We start from the raw sequence: 16,194 nt of genomic DNA on the forward strand, positions 1-16,194 counted from the left end.
GCATCTGATCCTAGCTAAGGTCCCATGACAGACTTCTCCCCCCGCGAAATCGTTTCCGAACTCGACCGTTTCATCGTCGGCCAGGCCGATGCCAAGCGCGCCGTCTCGATCGCGCTGCGCAACCGCTGGCGGCGGCAGCAGCTCGAAGGCTCCTTGCGCGAAGAGGTGCTGCCGAAGAACATCCTGATGATCGGCCCGACCGGGGTCGGCAAGACCGAGATCGCGCGGCGGCTCGCCAAGCTTGCCAACGCGCCGTTCCTGAAGGTCGAGGCGACGAAATTCACCGAGGTCGGCTATGTCGGCCGCGACGTCGAGCAGATCGTGCGCGATCTCGTCGAGGTCGCGATTTCTCAGGTCCGCGAGCGCAAGCGCAAAGACGTGCAGGCACGTGCGCAGCTCGCCGCTGAGGAGCGCGTACTTGATGCCCTGGTCGGCGCCAATTCCAGCGCCGCGACGCGGGACTCCTTCCGCAAGAAGCTGCGCGCGGGCGAGCTCAACGACAAGGAAATCGAGATCGAGACGCAAGGCGGCGGCAGCGGCTTTCCGATGTTCGAGATCCCGGGCATGCCTGGCGCGCAGATGGGCGCGGTTTCGATCGGCGACATCTTCGGCAAGCTCGGCGGACGCAGCAAGACGCGGCGGCTGACGGTGGAGAGCTCGCACGAGATCCTCATCAACGAGGAATCCGACAAGCTGCTCGACAGCGATCAGTTGACGATGGAGGCGATCAGTGCGGTCGAGAACAACGGCATCGTGTTCCTGGACGAGATCGACAAGATCTGCGCCCGCGAAGGCCGCGCCGGCGGCGACGTCTCGCGCGAGGGCGTGCAGCGCGACCTGCTGCCGCTGATCGAGGGCACCACCGTCTCGACCAAGCACGGCGCGGTGAAGACCGACCACATCCTGTTCATTGCCTCAGGCGCCTTCCACGTCGCAAAACCGTCCGATTTGCTGCCGGAATTGCAGGGCCGCCTGCCGATCCGCGTCGAGCTGCAGGCGCTGACCCGTGACGACATGCGCCGCATCCTGACCGAGCCGGAGGCTTCGCTGATCAAGCAATATGTCGCGCTGATGCAGACCGAAGGCGTCACGCTCGACATCACCGACAACGCCATCGACGCGCTTGCGGACGTCGCGGTGGCCGTGAATTCCACCGTCGAGAACATCGGCGCGCGGCGGCTGCAGACCGTGATGGAGCGGGTGCTGGACGAGATCTCCTTCACCGCCCCAGATCGCAGCGGCGAGACCGTCAGGGTCGACGCCGATTTCGTGCAGAAGCACGTCGGCGACCTCGCCAAGAACGCGGATTTGAGCCGGTTCATTTTGTAATTCCGGACGGTCGCGCTATGGATGCGGCGTGACCGCACGCTTCCTGCAAAACCCCTGGCGCCTGCTGCTCGCGATCAACGCGGCAATCATCGTTGGCGTCTTCGTTCACAAGATCCAGCTGCCGCCTTACGTCCCCTACATCCACCTCCTCGTCGATTACCATTTTGGCTTCATCAAGCGCGCGCTGATCGGGACGATCGTCGCGCTGTTCACCGACAAGGTGCCGCTATGGCTGGTGTTCGCGCTCGGCGGCGCTACATGGCTGGTGACGCTCGGGCTGTACGCAAGACTATTCCAGACAACGTTCGGCTTCACCGCGAAGACATTGCCGACGTTCGTCTTCATCGCGGGCTCGCCGTTCTTCCTCAAGAACTTCATGCACACGCTCGGCCATTTCGACATCTATGGCTGCGCGCTGGCGATCGTCCTGCTGCTGGTGCCGGCCGGCTCGCTGCTGTTCGTGGCGCTGGCTGCGCTGTTCTCGATCGTTCTCGTCCTGATCCACCACATCCATCTCTTGATGTATGTGCCGACCATCATCACCATCGTCGTGATCAGGCATTATCTAGCGCATGGCTGCGATCGCACCAATGTCGCGTTCGGCATCATGGCCCTGCTGGCCGTCTCCGCGCTGTTCTTCGCCGCGCAGTTTTGGGGAACGATGCCGGTCCCGGAGGCGGATTTCGTCGCCGATCTGAAGAGCCGGATGGCCGATCCGTCGCGGACCGACCTGCTGCAGTTTGCCTACATCTGGTATCAGCCGTTGGCGAAGGAGATTTCCGACACTTGGGGCCGCCTGCCGCACAACATCCTCGGCGTGCCCGTGTTCGCGCTGCTGATCTGGCTGCACACACCGCTGTGGCGCTATTTTGCAAATTTGATCGGCGCGCTCGCAAGCGACACGCATCGCCGCCTCGTCATTGCGGCGCTGATCGGCGTCAGCCTCGCCTATGTCGTGATGTTCGCGATGGTATTCGACTATTCGCGCTGGATCTCGAACTGGGCAGTCTGCATGTTCCTGATCCTGCACGCGGTGAAGATGCTGCCCGCCGCACGCGAGACGCCGCTGATTTCGGCGGAAGATCAGACGACAAATATCTTCGGCCTGATTGTCACATTGATCCCGCGCGTCGGAATCGTGCGGCCGTTCTAATATCTCGCCCGCCTGATCCGCACGTAGAGCGCGCCCTCGCCGCCATGGCCGATACCGGCCTCTTCGAATCCGACGACGAAGGCCCGGAATTCCGGCAGGCTCAGCCATTCCGGCACCTGACGGCGCAGCACGCCGCTTTCGCCGCCGCTTCGGCCCTTGCCGGTGATGACCAGCACGAAGGTCAGGCCGTCATGATGGGCGCGGTGCAGGAAGCCGCTCAGCGCGCGGTGGGCACGCATCTGGGTCATGCCGTGCAGATCGAGCCGCGCCTCGATCTCGCTGCGCCCGCGCGACAGCTTTGTGCGCTCGCGCTTGCCGAGCGGCGCCAGCGGCGGCACCGCCGGCTTCGCTGCGCGCGGTGCCGGGGCAGCGGCAATCGGACGTGGCGACGGCGCAATCCGGGGGGCGGGCGCTGCAGGCGAAGACTCGGTGCGTGGTGCAGCTTGCGCCTTCGCCGCACGATGCTTTCTCAGCGGCTTGACCTGCTTTGCGACCGTATCCCACAGCGCGCGCTCTTCCTCACTCAGCGCGCGACGGCGCGGCGAGGGACGAGGCTCCAGCACGGGCGGACGGGACGATCGCTTCATTGTTGCCGATGGGAGCGATTTTTCACCGGCCGCCGCGGCTCCTGAACTGGCTCGATCACGGGACGCGGCACCGGCAGCGGGACTGGACCGGCGACAGCGACCGTCTCGCTCTTGCTTTGCAGCTCGGCAGGCGGCTTGTCCTTCGCAGGCTCCGTTTGCGGAAACAGCTTTGCGATCTTCTCCGAGGGCCGCGGGTCCGGCACCGGGAGCCGCGCGCCGCGCGTTGTGGGATCGAGGCTCTTCGGCACCAGCATCACGAAATGCATGGCATGGCGCAGCCGTCCGGAGACCCGGCCGGCATCCTGACCCGCGCCGAAATAGAGATCGGCGCGCGCCGGACCGATGATGGCCGAGCCCGTGTCCTGCGCGATCATCAAGCGATGGAACGGCGTCTTCGCGCGTTCGGAATCGATCGGCAGCTCGCCTTCGATGAAAAACGGGGTGCCGTAGACGTGGAGCGATTTGTCGACCGCGATCGAGCGGCCGGCCGTCAACGGAATGCCTTGCGCGCCGACCGCCTCCTCCTTGTCGGATAGATTGACCTCGCGAAAGAAGATGTAGGAGCGGTTCTGGCGGCGCAGCTCCTTGGCACCGTCAGGGGTCTGCGCCATCCACTCCCTGATCTTCTGCATCGACATCTCTTCCTTTGGAATGATGCCGCGCTCGATCAGGATGCGACCGACCGCCGTATAGGGATAGCCGTTATAGGCGTCGTAGTTGAGCCGGACCGTGCCGCCGTCGTCGAACTTGATCCGCGCCGAACCCTGGATCTGGGCGAACAGCAGATCGGTCGGGTCCTTCAGCCAGGCAATCTCGAGTCCGCGGCCGGCGATCTTGCCGTCCTCGATCTCGGCGCGGTCGTAATAAGGCACGAGCTTGCGGCGGCCGATCTTGCGATAGACCGGGCCCTTGTTGGGCAGGCTGACCGAATCCTGCTTGTAACCGCGCACAAAGAGATTCGAGGGGCGGCGATAGACCGGGACATTGTAGACGTCGGTCTGCGTGCGCGATCCCTCCAGCACCGGTTCGTAATAGCCGGTGACGAAACCATCGGGCTCGCCGAGGCGCGAGATCCGCAGCGGCGCAAAATTCTCCTCGAAGAAGGTTTTGGCCCGAGCGTCGTCGGTAAGCTCGAGCGATTTGGCGACCCGGCAGGGTTCGCCCAGCGAGGCGCCCAAAGCCTTCGGTTCGGGAGCGCCGGTCTGCGCGTTGATCGGACGGCAGCTCGCGCGAAAGGTCTTGTAGGCGGCGAGATGATTGTCGTCGCCCCAGCCCTTCACGTCGGCCCAGGCCAGCGGCAGATATTGGGCGCCGGGAATTTCGAGCGGCAGGGGAAGCTGCGGATATGGCAAGGCGCGCGGCGGCGCGGCAGGCAATTCCGGGAGATGATGGTGATGGCTGCGATAGTGGCGCCGCGCCGCCTCAGCGCCGAGTGAAAACGACGACAGCGCGACGGCACCTGCGCAAAGCGCCGTCGCGCTGGTCTTCAGGAAAACCTTAATTCGCGCTTCCGGTGCCAACCAGCTTCCAGTTCGGATCGCGAGAAGTGATGTCGCGGGCGAAAGTCCAGATGTCGGTGATGTCGGCGACCGTGTCGGCGCTTCCGTCGACGATGTTGCCGGCCTTGTCCCGGGTGGCCGAGATCATCTGCGAGACGAAGCGGATCGTGAGCTGGGCGGTGCGGTCGCGCAGTTCGGCGCCGACGAGCTCGGCCTTGTCGATCGAGACAAAACGCGTCTCGGTCTTCTGCTCGTTCTTCTCGCGCTCCTTGATCGCGGCATCGAAGCTTTCATAGACCTCCGACGACAGCAGGTCGCGCAGCGCGCGGCGGTCGCCATTGGCAAAGGCCAGCACGATCATCTCATAGGCGCCGCGGGCGCCGGAGATGAAATGCCGCGGATCGAAGGTGGAATCCTTTTCGACGATGGCGTCGAGACCCTGGGCGAGCACGGTGCCCGGCTCGGTCAGGCCCTTCCAACGGTCGGAGGGCGGGGTCGGCTCGGCCGTCGGCGCCAAGGGAGCCTGGTCGATGACCTTGCCCGGCATGGTGACGACGTTCTTGTCCTGGGCGCCCTGGAGCGCGTTGCGGTCGAACGGCGGCCGCTCGTTGCCCGTGCGCTGCCCCAGCACGCTGCGCAGCCTCAGAAAGATGAAGACCGCCAGCGCCAGGAAGATGATGGTGTAGATGTCCACGTCGTATTCGCTTTCTGGTCGTCTGTAGAAGGGGCCGTCTCGAAAGGATCGTGCCGGGAAAATCGATCCGGCCAGTAGACCGTTCCATACCGGAACGGCAAGTCTACATCACCATTTTGGGTCCGCGCGTCAGGTCCGTGGGATGTAGGCACGAAATCTTGCCCGGCCAATGGCGCCTTTTGGCACAGCACCGAGTGTAGCGCGTTTTATGCTTAAGGGGAAACCCGATCCTGCCCGGAAATCGCGCATCTTCAATCGTTTAAGGCGCAGTTGCGCTGGATCGCCGGGGTGAACGCCACAGTTGTGGGCGTGGCCGGAATTCCCCATCCGGGACCGTTCGTCCTTGTGGAACGAGGTAGCCCTATGTTAGCCAACCGCCGCGAAATTCAGCCCAATCGGGTAAGGAGACACTCTTATGACCAACGGTAACGGCACCCCTCCCGAGGCGGCCCAGGCTCCCCAGCTCAACGTCCTGGCGCAATATACCAAGGACCTCTCGTTCGAAAATCCGAATGCGCCCAGCTCGCTCCAGCAGCAGAGCCAGCCGCCCCAGATCAACATCCAGATCAATGTCAGCGCCAACAATCTCAGCGAACAGGAGTTCGAGGTGACGCTGTCGGTCGAGGGCAAGGCCGAGACCGCCGGCAAGATCATGTTCTCGTTCGAGCTCGCTTATGCCGGCGTCTTCCGCATCTCCAACGTGCCGAAGGACAATTTGCATCCGCTGGTCATGATCGAATGCCCGCGCCTGCTGTTCCCGTTTGCCCGTGAGATCATCGCCACTGCCGTGCGCGACGGCGGGTTCCCGCCTTTGATGCTGGATCCGGTCGACTTCGTCGGCCTCTATCGCCAGAACATGGAGCGGCAAATGGCCGCTCAGCCGAGCGGCCAGGCTTAACCAGCCAAAGGGGCGGCTGGAGCGGGCAAGAACTCGTTCCAGATCGCCTTGTCGCCGAGCGTTGCGATGAAGGCCCGGTGGGCCTCGCGCTCGGCGTCCGAAATGCGCGGGGTGAGCGGCGCCGGCCGTTGCCGCCGAGGCGCATCGGCAGCCCCATTGGCGCGAGTCTCTTCGGATTCCGAAGCAAGCAGCAGCTGCGACTGCCGCGCCCCGACCAGATCCACATAGACTTCCGCAAGCAGCTCGGCGTCGAGCAATGCGCCGTGCTTGGTGCGGCGTGAATTGTCGATCGCATAGCGTGAGCAGAGATCGTCGAGCCGGTTCGACACGCCGGGATGCTTGCGCCGAGCCAGCAGCAGCGTATCGACCAGCCGCTCGCGCGGGATCGCCGGGCGCTTGATCCGGTCGAGCTCGGCATTGATGAAGCTGATGTCGAACGAGGCATTGTGGATCACCAGCGGCGCGTCGCCGATGAACTCCAGAAAATCGTCGACGACCTCGTGAAACAGCTGCTTCGTCGCCAGGAATTCGGCCGACAGCCCGTGCACCGCAAAGGCTTCTGCCGGCATGTCCCTTTCGGGATTGATGTAGACGTGGAAACTCTGCCCCGTCGGCATGCGATTGAGCATCTCGACGCAGCCGATTTCGACCAGGCGATCTCCCCGCAACGGGTCAAGGCCGGTGGTTTCTGTGTCGAGAACGATTTCGCGCATGATCTGGGAAGCCGTGTCAGGCGGCGAATCAGGCGCGCCGCTGCGGCATCTTAACGACGTCGGCGAGGATGTGCGCGATTTGGGCGCGCACCGGTTCGAGTCCGTGGGATGTATCCACCACGAAATCGGCACGCCTGCGCTTTTCCGCATCGGGTGTCTGCTTGGCGATGATGGCGTCGAGCTTGGCCTCGTCCATCGTGCCGCGCGCCAGCACCCGCTCGCGCTGCAGTTCCGGAGACGTGGTGACGACGACTACGGCATCGACCCGCGTCTCGCCACCCGTCTCGAACAGCAGCGGTATGTCCAGCACCACGACCGGCGCGTTGGCGGCTTCGGCGTCGGCGAAGAACTTTTTCCGGGAAGCGCCGAGCATCGGATGGACGATCTGCTCGAGCTGCTTGATGGCCGCAGGATCGTGCACCACACGCGCCGAGAGTTTTGGCCGATCAACCTTGCCGTTCGCGGTAGTGCCGGGGAAGGCGGCCTCGATCGCGGGTGCGGCCTCGCCCTCATAGAGCTGATGGACGGCCGCATCGGCATCGTAGACAGGCACGCCAGCCTCCGCGAACAATTTCGCGGTGGTGGATTTGCCCATCCCGATCGAGCCGGTCAGTCCCAGGATCCGCATCAGCGCCCAACCATATCTGCCAGTCACACCGCAACTAGCCGCTCGCGCCGCAGGAACGCAAGCAGCGGCAGCAGCGGCAAGCCGAGAATGGTGAAGTGGTCGCCCTCGATACGCTCGAACAAATGGATCCCCAGGCTTTCGAGCTGATAGCCGCCGACGCTGGTGCTGACGGCGCCGCCGGCGATGTCGAGATAGGCCGAAAGCTCGGCCTCGGTCATCTGCCGCATCGTGAGGCAGGCAACCGAGACGTCCTCGAAGATGATCTCGCCATCGCGTGCGATCGCCACGGCGGAATTCAGCTCATGGCTATGGCCGGAGAGATCGCGCAGCTGCGCCAGCGCCTGGGCGCGGCCCGCTGGCTTGTTGAAGAGGCGATCGCCAAGCGCCAGCGTTTGATCAGCACCAATGACGGTGCTTCCAACGTGATGGGCCGAGACTGCCTTGGCTTTTTCGCGCGCCAGCAGCAGGGCAATCTCGCGCGGACCAGAAAGCCCGGAGGCGGCCTGGATGCCGCGCTCGTCGATATCAGCCGTGATCGCCTTGAACTCGAGCCCGGCATTCGCCAGGAGCATCTTTCTCGCGCTGCTCTGCGAGGCCAGGATCAACGAAGATTTGCCGAGCCAGAGACCCATCGCGAAACTATCCCAAAGCTATTCAGAAGGCCGGTTACGCTGACGATCGCTGTAAAGTTTCATGATCGCCGCGGCGGTTTCCTCGATCGAGCGCCGCGTGACGTCGAGCAGCGGCCAATCGTGCTTGGCGCTCAGCTTGCGGGCAAATGCGACCTCCTCGGCGACCGATTGCTTGTCGGTATAAGTGTCGCTGCTGGAATCGGCCCCCATGGAGAGCAGGCGGTTCGTGCGCACCTGGATCAATCGTTCCGGCGTCGCATGCAAGCTCACCACCAGCGGTCGCGTCAACGTCTCCAGTTGCGAGGGCACCGGAATGCCTGGAACCAGCGGCACGTTGGCAGTGCGGATGCCTCGGTTGGCAAGGTAGATCGACGTCGGGGTCTTGGAGGTGCGGGAAACGCCGACGAGCACCACGTCCGCGTCGTCGAGCCCTTCGACATGCTGGCCGTCATCGTGGATCATCGTGTAGTTCAACGCGTCGATACGCTTGAAGTATTCGGCATTGAGCACGTGCTGGGCGCCGACCCGGCCGGTCGTGGCAGCTCCGAGATAGGCCTCGAACAACTGCATCACCGGCCCGATGATCGACAGGCTCGGAACATTGATCCCCTTGCACTTATCCTCGAGCCTCGAAACCAGATCCTTCTCGAGCAGCGTGAACAGCACGATTCCCGGCGCTTCCTCGATCTCGTCGAGCACGCGATCGAGCTGTTTCTGGCTGCGCACCAGCGGATAGACGTGCTCGACCGGGGTCACGTTGGCGTACTGGGCGGCAACGGCGCGCGCGACCGTGATCAGCGTCTCACCGGTGGAGTCGGAGACGAGGTGCAGATGGAAATAATTGTTCGAAGTCGGCACAAAAGCCCTTTGTATGGAGTCGGTGTGGTTTGTGGATTTCTGTGGAGCTTAACCTCCCGGAAAGGGATGTGCGACACCGGGGGCGGGACAACGGCGGATTTTCTTCACACCGCTGCCCCTGAGAACAACTTCGACGCCCTCCCGAAAGGGAAACGGGATTGCGTCGATAACCCTCTTGATAAGCTGCCGACAGAAACGCGCAAGCCTTTGAAGCTGACCGACTTATCGAAAGCGGCCGGAGCTGTCAGAGGATATGTTGATGGATGTGAACAAGCGCGTGTGAACGGGCGGACGGAGATGTGTGAGTCCAATTCACCGTCACATAGACTCAAACCTTAAGAATCTAAGATTCTTATTGGAGAAGGGCGCTACGGACGGATATGTGTGCAGGCAAGACCTTAACGAGTTCTTACTATCCCCAACGTTTCCCCTCGGCTGGGCAGGAATCCGGACCCCCAGACATGTTTGAAGACGTCTACCTCTGGATCAAGGCGCTGCATGTGATCGCCGTCATTTCCTGGATGGCGGGCATGCTCTATTTGCCACGGCTGTTCGTTTATCATTGCGAGGCTGAAGTCGGCTCGCAGCAGTCGGAAACGTTCAAGATCATGGAACGGCGGCTGTTCAAGGCGATCATCAACCCCGCTATGATCGTGACCTGGCTCGCCGGGCTCTACCTCGCCTGGGCTGGACACTGGTTCACTTTCGGCTGGCTGCACGTAAAACTGGCACTGGTCCTGGCGATGTCCGCGGTCCACGGCTTTTTTTCGCGCTGGCTGAAGGATTTCGCGGCGGACCGGCGCCCCCGGAGCCAGAAATTCTATCGGATTATCAACGAGGTACCAACTGCCTTGATGATTCTGATCGTCATCATGGTGATCGTGAAGCCGTTCTAGGCAGCGGTCGCGAACAATCGCTCAGTGCTTCTGCTTGCGGAGTGTGAGGCGATTTTCTATATTAGCGATATCCCACCCAACGCAGGCGGATGTGGTCGTGTCTGAGCTTTCCAGAGGCCGGACACCCCATCAGGTTTGAAGCCTCACCGGCGCTCTCCTTGCCAGACCTGCGGACCTTACCTTTTCGCGTCCGCATTTCAGAGCCTCCTCGCACCCCCCTCCCAGGTTACCCCACAGGACCACCCCAATGCGGGAAATCAAACTCCAGGACCTCAAGTCGAAGACGCCGGCCGAGCTCGTCTCGTTCGCGGAAGAGAATGGGGTCGAGAATGCCAGCACCATGCGCAAGCAGGAGCTGCTGTTCGCCATCCTCAAGCAGCTTGCGCTCGCCGAGACCGACATCGTCGGCGAAGGCGTCGTCGAGGTTCTCTCCGACGGCTTCGGCTTCCTCCGCTCGCCCGATGCGAATTATCTGCCGGGCCCGGATGACATCTACGTTTCGCCCTCGCAGATCCGCCGTTTTGGCCTGCGCACCGGCGACACTATCGAAGGCCACATCCGCAGCCCGAAGGAGGGCGAGCGCTATTTCGCGCTGCTGAAGGTCAACACGCTCAATTTCGAGGACCCGGAAAAGGCCAAGCACAAGGTCAATTTCGACAACCTCACGCCGCTGTTTCCGAATCAGCGCTTCCGCATGGAAATCGACGACCCCACGCGGAAAGACCTGTCTGCAAGGGTGATCGACATCGTTGCGCCGATCGGCAAGGGTCAGCGCGCGCTGATCGTCGCGCCGCCGCGCACGGGCAAGACCGTGCTGATGCAGAACATCGCGCACTCGATCGCGCATAATCATCCCGAGTGCTATCTGATCGTGCTCCTGATCGACGAACGTCCGGAAGAAGTCACGGACATGCAGCGCTCGGTGAAGGGCGAGGTCGTCTCCTCGACCTTCGACGAGCCGGCGGTGCGCCATGTCCAGGTCGCCGAGATGGTGATCGAGAAGGCCAAGCGTCTGGTTGAGCATGGCCGCGACGTCGTGATCCTGCTGGACTCCATCACGCGCCTCGGCCGCGCCTACAACACCGTGGTGCCGTCATCGGGCAAGGTGCTGACCGGCGGTGTCGATGCCAACGCGCTGCAGCGGCCGAAGCGGTTCTTCGGCGCCGCCCGCAACATCGAAGAGGGCGGCTCGCTGACGATCATCGCGACTGCGCTGGTTGATACCGGCAGCCGTATGGACGAAGTCATCTTCGAAGAGTTCAAGGGCACCGGCAACTCCGAGCTGATCCTCGATCGCAAGGTGTCGGACAAGCGGACCTTCCCGGCGATCGACATTTCGCGCTCCGGCACCCGTAAGGAAGAGCTGATCACCGATCCGGTGGTCTTGAAGAAGATGTACGTACTCCGCCGCATCCTGAATCCGATGGGGACGATGGACGGCATCGACTTCCTGCTCGACAAGCTGCGCTCGACCAAGAGCAATTCCGAGTTCTTCGATTCGATGAACACCTGATTGCAGTGCAACATGATCCAAAGGGCGCCTTCGGGCGCCCTTTTTCTTTGTGCGACTTTGTTGCAGCGAGCTGCAGCATGGCGGGGCGTTGTCGTCTGGAGTAGGCGTCGTCTAAGATGTTGATATAATTTATGAATAGCGGATCGAGGGATGCCGCTCATTCCGTTGCAAGTGGTTCTTGCAGTAGACGCTCGCGAATTTATTGCATCGCACTATTGGTTTTGCTGCGAGAATCCAAGCAGCATAATCGCTCGATTTGTCAGCCGAAACGGATGTTTGCCTTTTCCCTTTCAGCCGGACAAATAGGCTATGTATCCGCGAGACCACACCATCTTTGCACTGTCGTCTGGCCGTCCGCCAAGTGCGCTTGCGGCGGTGCGTGTCTCCGGGCCAGGCGCCAGCCTGGTGCTGACGACGCTGGCGGGCAAGCTGCCGGCGCCGAGGCAGGCCAGCCGCCGGCTCCTTCATGACGGCGTGGGCCAGCCGATCGACGATTCGGTGGTGTTGTGGTTTCCGGGGCCCGGCAGCGCGACCGGCGAGGACGTCGCCGAATTTCACGTCCATGGCGGCCGCGCGGTGCTGGCCGCACTGTTTACCGCAATTTCCGTAATTCCGAATATGCGAGCTGCCGAACCGGGCGAATTCACCCGGCGCGCCTTCGAGAACGGCAAGCTCGACCTGACCGAGGCGGAGGGCCTCGACGATCTCATTCATGCCGACACCGACCGCCAGCGCCGCCAGGCGTTGCGGCAGTTGCAGGGTCTCCTCGGCAATCGCGCGCGCGACTGGCGCGAGCGCATCATCGACGCCTCGGCCTTGATCGAGGCCGGCATCGATTTCTCCGACGAGGGCGATGTGCCCGCCGAGTTGAGAGCGCCTGCGGTCAAGGCGATCAGTGCGCTGCATGACGAAATCGCAGAAGTCCTTGCGGCACAGGGACAAGCTGAACGCTTGCGCGACGGCCTGGTGGTTGCGATCGCGGGCGAGCCGAATGTCGGCAAGTCGACGCTGATCAACCAGCTCGCGCGCCGCGACGTCGCGATCGTCTCGCCGCATGCCGGCACGACACGCGATGTGATCGAGGTGCAGCTCGATCTTGATGGCTATCCCGTCACGGTGATCGACACGGCCGGCATTCGCGAGACCGACGATCCGGTGGAGCAGGAGGGTGTTCGCCGGGCGCGAGCCCGAGCCGAAGACGCCGACCTCGTGTTGTGGCTGGTGGAGGCGGGGCGCGCGGTCGATCCGGCCGCAATGCCGTTGCTGGGGAAGTCCGGCAATGCAGGCAGCCGCTCCGGCGGTTCGGTCTGGATCGTGCGCAACAAGATCGATCTCGGCGGGGTCGAGGACGTCGGCCTGTACGGTGAGTTCGGAATCGCCGCCAGCCGGGGGGACGGCATTCCCGCGCTGGTCGATGCTATGGTGAAATTCGCCGCCGACTTCTTCGGAACGACTGAGGGCGCGTTGGTGACCCGGGCCCGGCAGCGGGATTTGCTGCGCCGGGCGTCGGACAGCTTGCGGCGGAGTCTGGAGCTTGTAGAAGACGGCGAGGAGCTTGCCGCCGAAGAGCTGCGCGCTGCGGCCTATGCCTTGGGCCGGCTGCTGGGTCGGGTGGATGTCGAGGACGTCCTGGGGGCGATTTTTCAGAAGTTCTGCGTTGGGAAGTAGCCCTAGTTCTTCATTGTACAACTAGCCTTTGTTCCACTTCTTCGTTTCACGTGAAACACTGCGGTCGCGTTCCGAGACGTTTCACGTAAAACGTGACTCCATTACCCATATTTGCTGGCAAACGTGGCAGCTAAGGGAGCGGGTGAGCGGAGAGATCCCGGATCACTCCGCTCGCGATGATGGGAGTATGCCGCTGCCATCGAGCTTCGAGACCGGGCCGCATCTGGACGTTACGGCCCTTCAGTAGACACTTTATGCGTCGGGAGCTCCGTTTTCTCCCACTGAAAATGATAATCTTTCCAAGGGCGGTTCTACTGTGCCTGGGGTTGTTTTCGCGAAAAACATCTGGGCTCCGCTTGCACCGTTTCACGTGAAACAACCGCCTTTCCAGTTTCCGCTTCCGGCTTCCCCGCCTCTGAGCTAGAAGTCCGTCCATGCGCACAGAGCGAGAGAGCTTCGACGTCATTGTGATTGGCGGCGGCCATGCCGGCTGTGAGGCCGCTTCTGCCTCTGCCCGGATGGGCGCGGCGACCGCTCTGGTGACGCACCGCTTCTCCACGGTCGGCGCGATGTCCTGCAATCCCGCCATTGGCGGTCTCGGCAAGGGCCATCTGGTTCGCGAGGTCGACGCGCTCGATGGTCTGATGGGCCGGGTCGGCGACGCCGGCGGTATTCAGTTTCGCGTTCTCAATCGCCGTAAGGGCCCAGCGGTCCGTGGTCCGCGCGCGCAGGCCGACCGGAAGCTCTATGCGGCCGCGATGCAGGCGGCGATCCGGGAGACCGAGGGTCTTTCCGTGGTCGAAGGCGAAGCGGACGAGCTGATCGTGGTCGAGGGACGGGTGATCGGCCTGCGCCTGGCAGATGGCCGCGAGCTTCGGGCAGGGGCTGTCGTCGTCACCACCGGCACCTTCCTTCGCGGTCTGATCCATCTCGGAGAGAAGAATTGGCCCGCCGGCAGGGTCGGCGAGGCGCCTGCGATGGGCCTTTCGACCTCGTTCGAGCGCGCCGGATTCACCCTTGGACGGCTCAAGACGGGCACTCCGCCGCGTCTGGATGGCACGACGATCGACTGGTCGGCGGTCGAGATGCAGCCGGGGGACGAGCCTCCGGAGCCGTTTTCGATGGTGACCGAGCGGATCACGACGCCGCAGATCCAGTGCGGAATCACCCGAACCAATTCCGCCACCCATGAGGTGATCCGGGCCAATGTTCATCGCTCTCCGATGTACTCCGGCCAGATCAAGAGCTCCGGACCGCGCTATTGCCCCTCGATCGAGGACAAGATCGTTCGCTTCGGCGATCGCGACGGTCACCAGATCTTCCTGGAGCCGGAAGGGCTCGACGACAGCACTGTCTATCCCAACGGCATCTCGACCTCGCTGCCGGAGGACGTTCAGCTCGCCATTCTCGCAACCATTCCCGGCCTGGAGCGGGTGAAGATGGTCCGGCCGGGCTATGCCATCGAATACGACCACATCGATCCGCGTGAGCTCGATCCGACCCTCCAGACCAAGCGCCTGCGCGGTCTGTTCCTGGCCGGCCAGATCAATGGCACCACGGGGTACGAGGAAGCTGCCGGCCAGGGCATCGTGGCCGGGCTGAACGCGGCATTGGCTGCGAGCGGCGCCGCGCTGACAGTGTTCGACCGAGCTGATGGCTATCTTGGCGTCATGGTCGACGACCTCGTCACCCGCGGCATCAGCGAACCCTATCGGATGTTCACCTCCAGGGCCGAGTACCGCCTGACACTGCGTGCCGACAATGCCGATCAGCGTTTGACCGAGAAGGGCGTCGCTCTGGGCTGCGTTGGCAGCGCCCGGACGGTGCATCATCGCGCCAAGATGGACGCCCTGAATGCGGCACGAGCGCTCTCGAAGTCGCTGACGATCACTCCGAACGAAGCGATCAAGCATGGTCTGTCCCTGAACCGGGACGGCCAGCGGCGCTCGGCTTTCGAACTGATGGCCTATCCCGATATTGGCTGGAGCCAGGTCCGTGCGATCTGGCCCGAGCTGTCCGGCATTGATCCCGTCATTGCCACCCATCTCGAGATCGACGCGAAGTACGATGTCTATCTGGAGCGCCAGAGCGCGGACGTCGAAGCCTTCAGGCGGGACGAGGGGATGGTGTTGTCGGACGTCGATTACCAGCAGGTCCCCGGTCTCTCCAATGAGGTGCGGGCCAAGCTGGAGAACGCGCGGCCGTTCACCGTTGGCCAGGCCGGCCGAATCGACGGCATGACGCCTGCCGCGCTCGGCATTCTTGCGGCCTATCTCCGCCGCGAAGCGCGGAAGACTTCCAAAGTAATCGCATAGGTTTCACGTGAAACAGCGCGGGCCGGCCGGCGGCAGATCGTCTTCAGGAAAACCCTCGGCGGGTGAGGGTGCCGGTGTTCGCTCCGAACCGGCGCCTGCCCGGCCAAAGATCGACAAGGCCAGCGCCAACGATCGATCGTGGGACGTCGTCATTGCAGCCGACAAGGTTGCGGCGCTCAACCTCGCGCCTGTTTCACATGAAACGGAAGCCCGGCTCGATCGCTACATCGCACTGCTGCGGGAGTGGCAGGCCAAGACCAACCTCGTCGCGCCCTCGACATTGCCGTACCTCTGGACCCGGCACATCGCCGACTCTCTTCAGCTCGTCGCTCTCGCCCCATCGGCCAAACGTTGGGCCGACCTCGGCAGCGGTGGCGGCTTTCCCGGGATCGTCCTGGCCTGCGCCATGGCCGGGACGGCCGGGGCGAGCGTCCATCTGGTCGAGCGAATCGCCAAGAAGGCGGCCTTCCTGCGCGAAGCCGTGCGCGTCACGACATCTCCGGGAGTCGTACATCTCGCTGAGATCGGGGATAATGTGGATAGAATCACCGGCCCGGTCGATTGCGTCACCGCGCGTGCGCTGGCTCCGCTACATCAACTCATCGGCTTTGCGGAGCCGCTGATGCGCCGGGGCGCAAAGGCGTTGTTTCTCAAGGGTCAAGATGTAGAGTCTGAATTGACCGAAGCCACTAAATATTGGAATATTCAGCCGCAGCTCCACCACAGCCGTACAGGCGACGGTTGGATCGTCGAGCTGGCTTCCGTCGAACGGCGCGGGTGAGGCGTCAGGGGCCGAGTGGGGGAATTTGCG

At 63.1% G+C, this 16,194-nt stretch carries 15 protein-coding genes; 8 read left to right on the forward strand and 7 right to left on the reverse strand.

Annotated features, from left to right (window positions below):
• Positions 1-24 precede the first annotated feature (24 nt).
• Together hslU and IVB07_RS38515 are read left to right on the forward strand one after the other, a co-directional pair.
• Positions 25-1,329, forward strand: a complete 1,305-nt coding sequence (gene hslU, locus IVB07_RS38510) for an ATP-dependent protease ATPase subunit HslU (protein WP_018459633.1) — start codon at positions 25-27, stop codon at positions 1,327-1,329.
• 28 nt (positions 1,330-1,357) lie between these two features.
• On the forward strand, positions 1,358-2,482 hold the full coding sequence (locus IVB07_RS38515; protein ID WP_018459634.1) for a hypothetical protein: 1,125 nt from the start codon (positions 1,358-1,360) through the stop codon (positions 2,480-2,482).
• Here IVB07_RS38515 and IVB07_RS38520 read toward each other — a convergent pair.
• From IVB07_RS38520 to IVB07_RS38530, 3 genes are read right to left on the reverse strand one after another with little or no spacing between them, the layout of a single operon-like run.
• Positions 2,479-3,069: a Smr/MutS family protein gene (locus IVB07_RS38520; protein ID WP_018459635.1), complete on the reverse strand. Its 591-nt coding sequence runs from the start codon at positions 3,067-3,069 to the stop codon at positions 2,479-2,481. The genes IVB07_RS38515 and IVB07_RS38520 overlap by 4 nt on opposite strands.
• The gene (locus tag IVB07_RS38525) at positions 3,066-4,589 is read right to left on the reverse strand and encodes an MltA domain-containing protein (RefSeq protein ID WP_018459636.1); all 1,524 of its coding nucleotides are present in this window, start codon (positions 4,587-4,589) and stop codon (positions 3,066-3,068) included. The genes IVB07_RS38520 and IVB07_RS38525 overlap by 4 nt, the downstream gene beginning before the upstream one ends.
• On the reverse strand, positions 4,567-5,262 hold the full coding sequence (locus tag IVB07_RS38530; protein WP_007604067.1) for a Tim44/TimA family putative adaptor protein: 696 nt from the start codon (positions 5,260-5,262) through the stop codon (positions 4,567-4,569). The genes IVB07_RS38525 and IVB07_RS38530 overlap by 23 nt, the downstream gene beginning before the upstream one ends.
• Before the next feature lie 415 nt (positions 5,263-5,677).
• On the opposite strand from IVB07_RS38530, the gene secB reads away from it, so the two are divergent.
• A complete protein-coding gene (gene secB / locus IVB07_RS38535; protein ID WP_007598595.1) occupies positions 5,678-6,160 on the forward strand; it encodes a protein-export chaperone SecB in 483 nt (160 codons plus the stop codon).
• Here the strand turns inward: secB and dnaQ are convergent.
• From dnaQ to IVB07_RS38555, 4 genes are read right to left on the reverse strand one after another with little or no spacing between them, the layout of a single operon-like run.
• Positions 6,157-6,873 (reverse strand): DNA polymerase III subunit epsilon, encoded by a 717-nt coding sequence (dnaQ, locus tag IVB07_RS38540; RefSeq protein WP_018459637.1) that lies wholly within the window; start codon positions 6,871-6,873, stop codon positions 6,157-6,159. The two genes, secB and dnaQ, sit on opposite strands and share 4 nt — an antisense overlap.
• 28 nt (positions 6,874-6,901) lie before the next feature.
• Positions 6,902-7,501, reverse strand: a complete 600-nt coding sequence (gene coaE, locus IVB07_RS38545; protein WP_085349243.1) for a dephospho-CoA kinase — start codon at positions 7,499-7,501, stop codon at positions 6,902-6,904.
• Between the two features lie 23 nt (positions 7,502-7,524).
• Positions 7,525-8,133 (reverse strand): Maf family nucleotide pyrophosphatase, encoded by a 609-nt coding sequence (locus tag IVB07_RS38550; protein ID WP_247295824.1) that lies wholly within the window; start codon positions 8,131-8,133, stop codon positions 7,525-7,527.
• 18 nt (positions 8,134-8,151) lie between these two features.
• Complete coding sequence (locus tag IVB07_RS38555; protein WP_018459640.1) at positions 8,152-8,991, reverse strand: pyruvate, water dikinase regulatory protein; 840 nt, start codon at positions 8,989-8,991, stop codon at positions 8,152-8,154.
• Between the two features lie 461 nt (positions 8,992-9,452).
• Here IVB07_RS38555 and hemJ point away from each other — a divergent pair, with 461 nt between their 5' ends.
• The 5 genes from hemJ to rsmG all read left to right on the forward strand — a co-directional run bounded on the left by hemJ (position 9,453) and on the right by rsmG (position 16,164).
• Entirely contained in the window at positions 9,453-9,887 is a 435-nt protein-coding gene (gene hemJ / locus IVB07_RS38560) for a protoporphyrinogen oxidase HemJ (protein ID WP_018459641.1), read from the forward strand.
• A 247-nt stretch (positions 9,888-10,134) separates the two neighbouring features.
• On the forward strand, positions 10,135-11,400 hold the full coding sequence (rho, locus tag IVB07_RS38565; RefSeq protein WP_007598612.1) for a transcription termination factor Rho: 1,266 nt from the start codon (positions 10,135-10,137) through the stop codon (positions 11,398-11,400).
• A 309-nt stretch (positions 11,401-11,709) separates the two neighbouring features.
• Complete coding sequence (gene mnmE / locus IVB07_RS38570; protein ID WP_247295821.1) at positions 11,710-13,068, forward strand: tRNA uridine-5-carboxymethylaminomethyl(34) synthesis GTPase MnmE; 1,359 nt, start codon at positions 11,710-11,712, stop codon at positions 13,066-13,068.
• 434 nt (positions 13,069-13,502) lie between these two features.
• A complete protein-coding gene (mnmG, locus tag IVB07_RS38575) occupies positions 13,503-15,383 on the forward strand; it encodes a tRNA uridine-5-carboxymethylaminomethyl(34) synthesis enzyme MnmG (protein WP_018459643.1) in 1,881 nt (626 codons plus the stop codon).
• A gap of 7 nt (positions 15,384-15,390) precedes the next feature.
• Positions 15,391-16,164: a 16S rRNA (guanine(527)-N(7))-methyltransferase RsmG gene (gene rsmG / locus IVB07_RS38580; protein ID WP_247364504.1), complete on the forward strand. Its 774-nt coding sequence runs from the start codon at positions 15,391-15,393 to the stop codon at positions 16,162-16,164.
• The last annotated feature ends 30 nt before the right edge of the window (positions 16,165-16,194 follow it).

Origin of the sequence: Bradyrhizobium sp. 172, assembly GCF_023101065.1 — a bacterium.
GTDB lineage: Bacteria > Pseudomonadota > Alphaproteobacteria > Rhizobiales > Xanthobacteraceae > Bradyrhizobium > Bradyrhizobium canariense_D.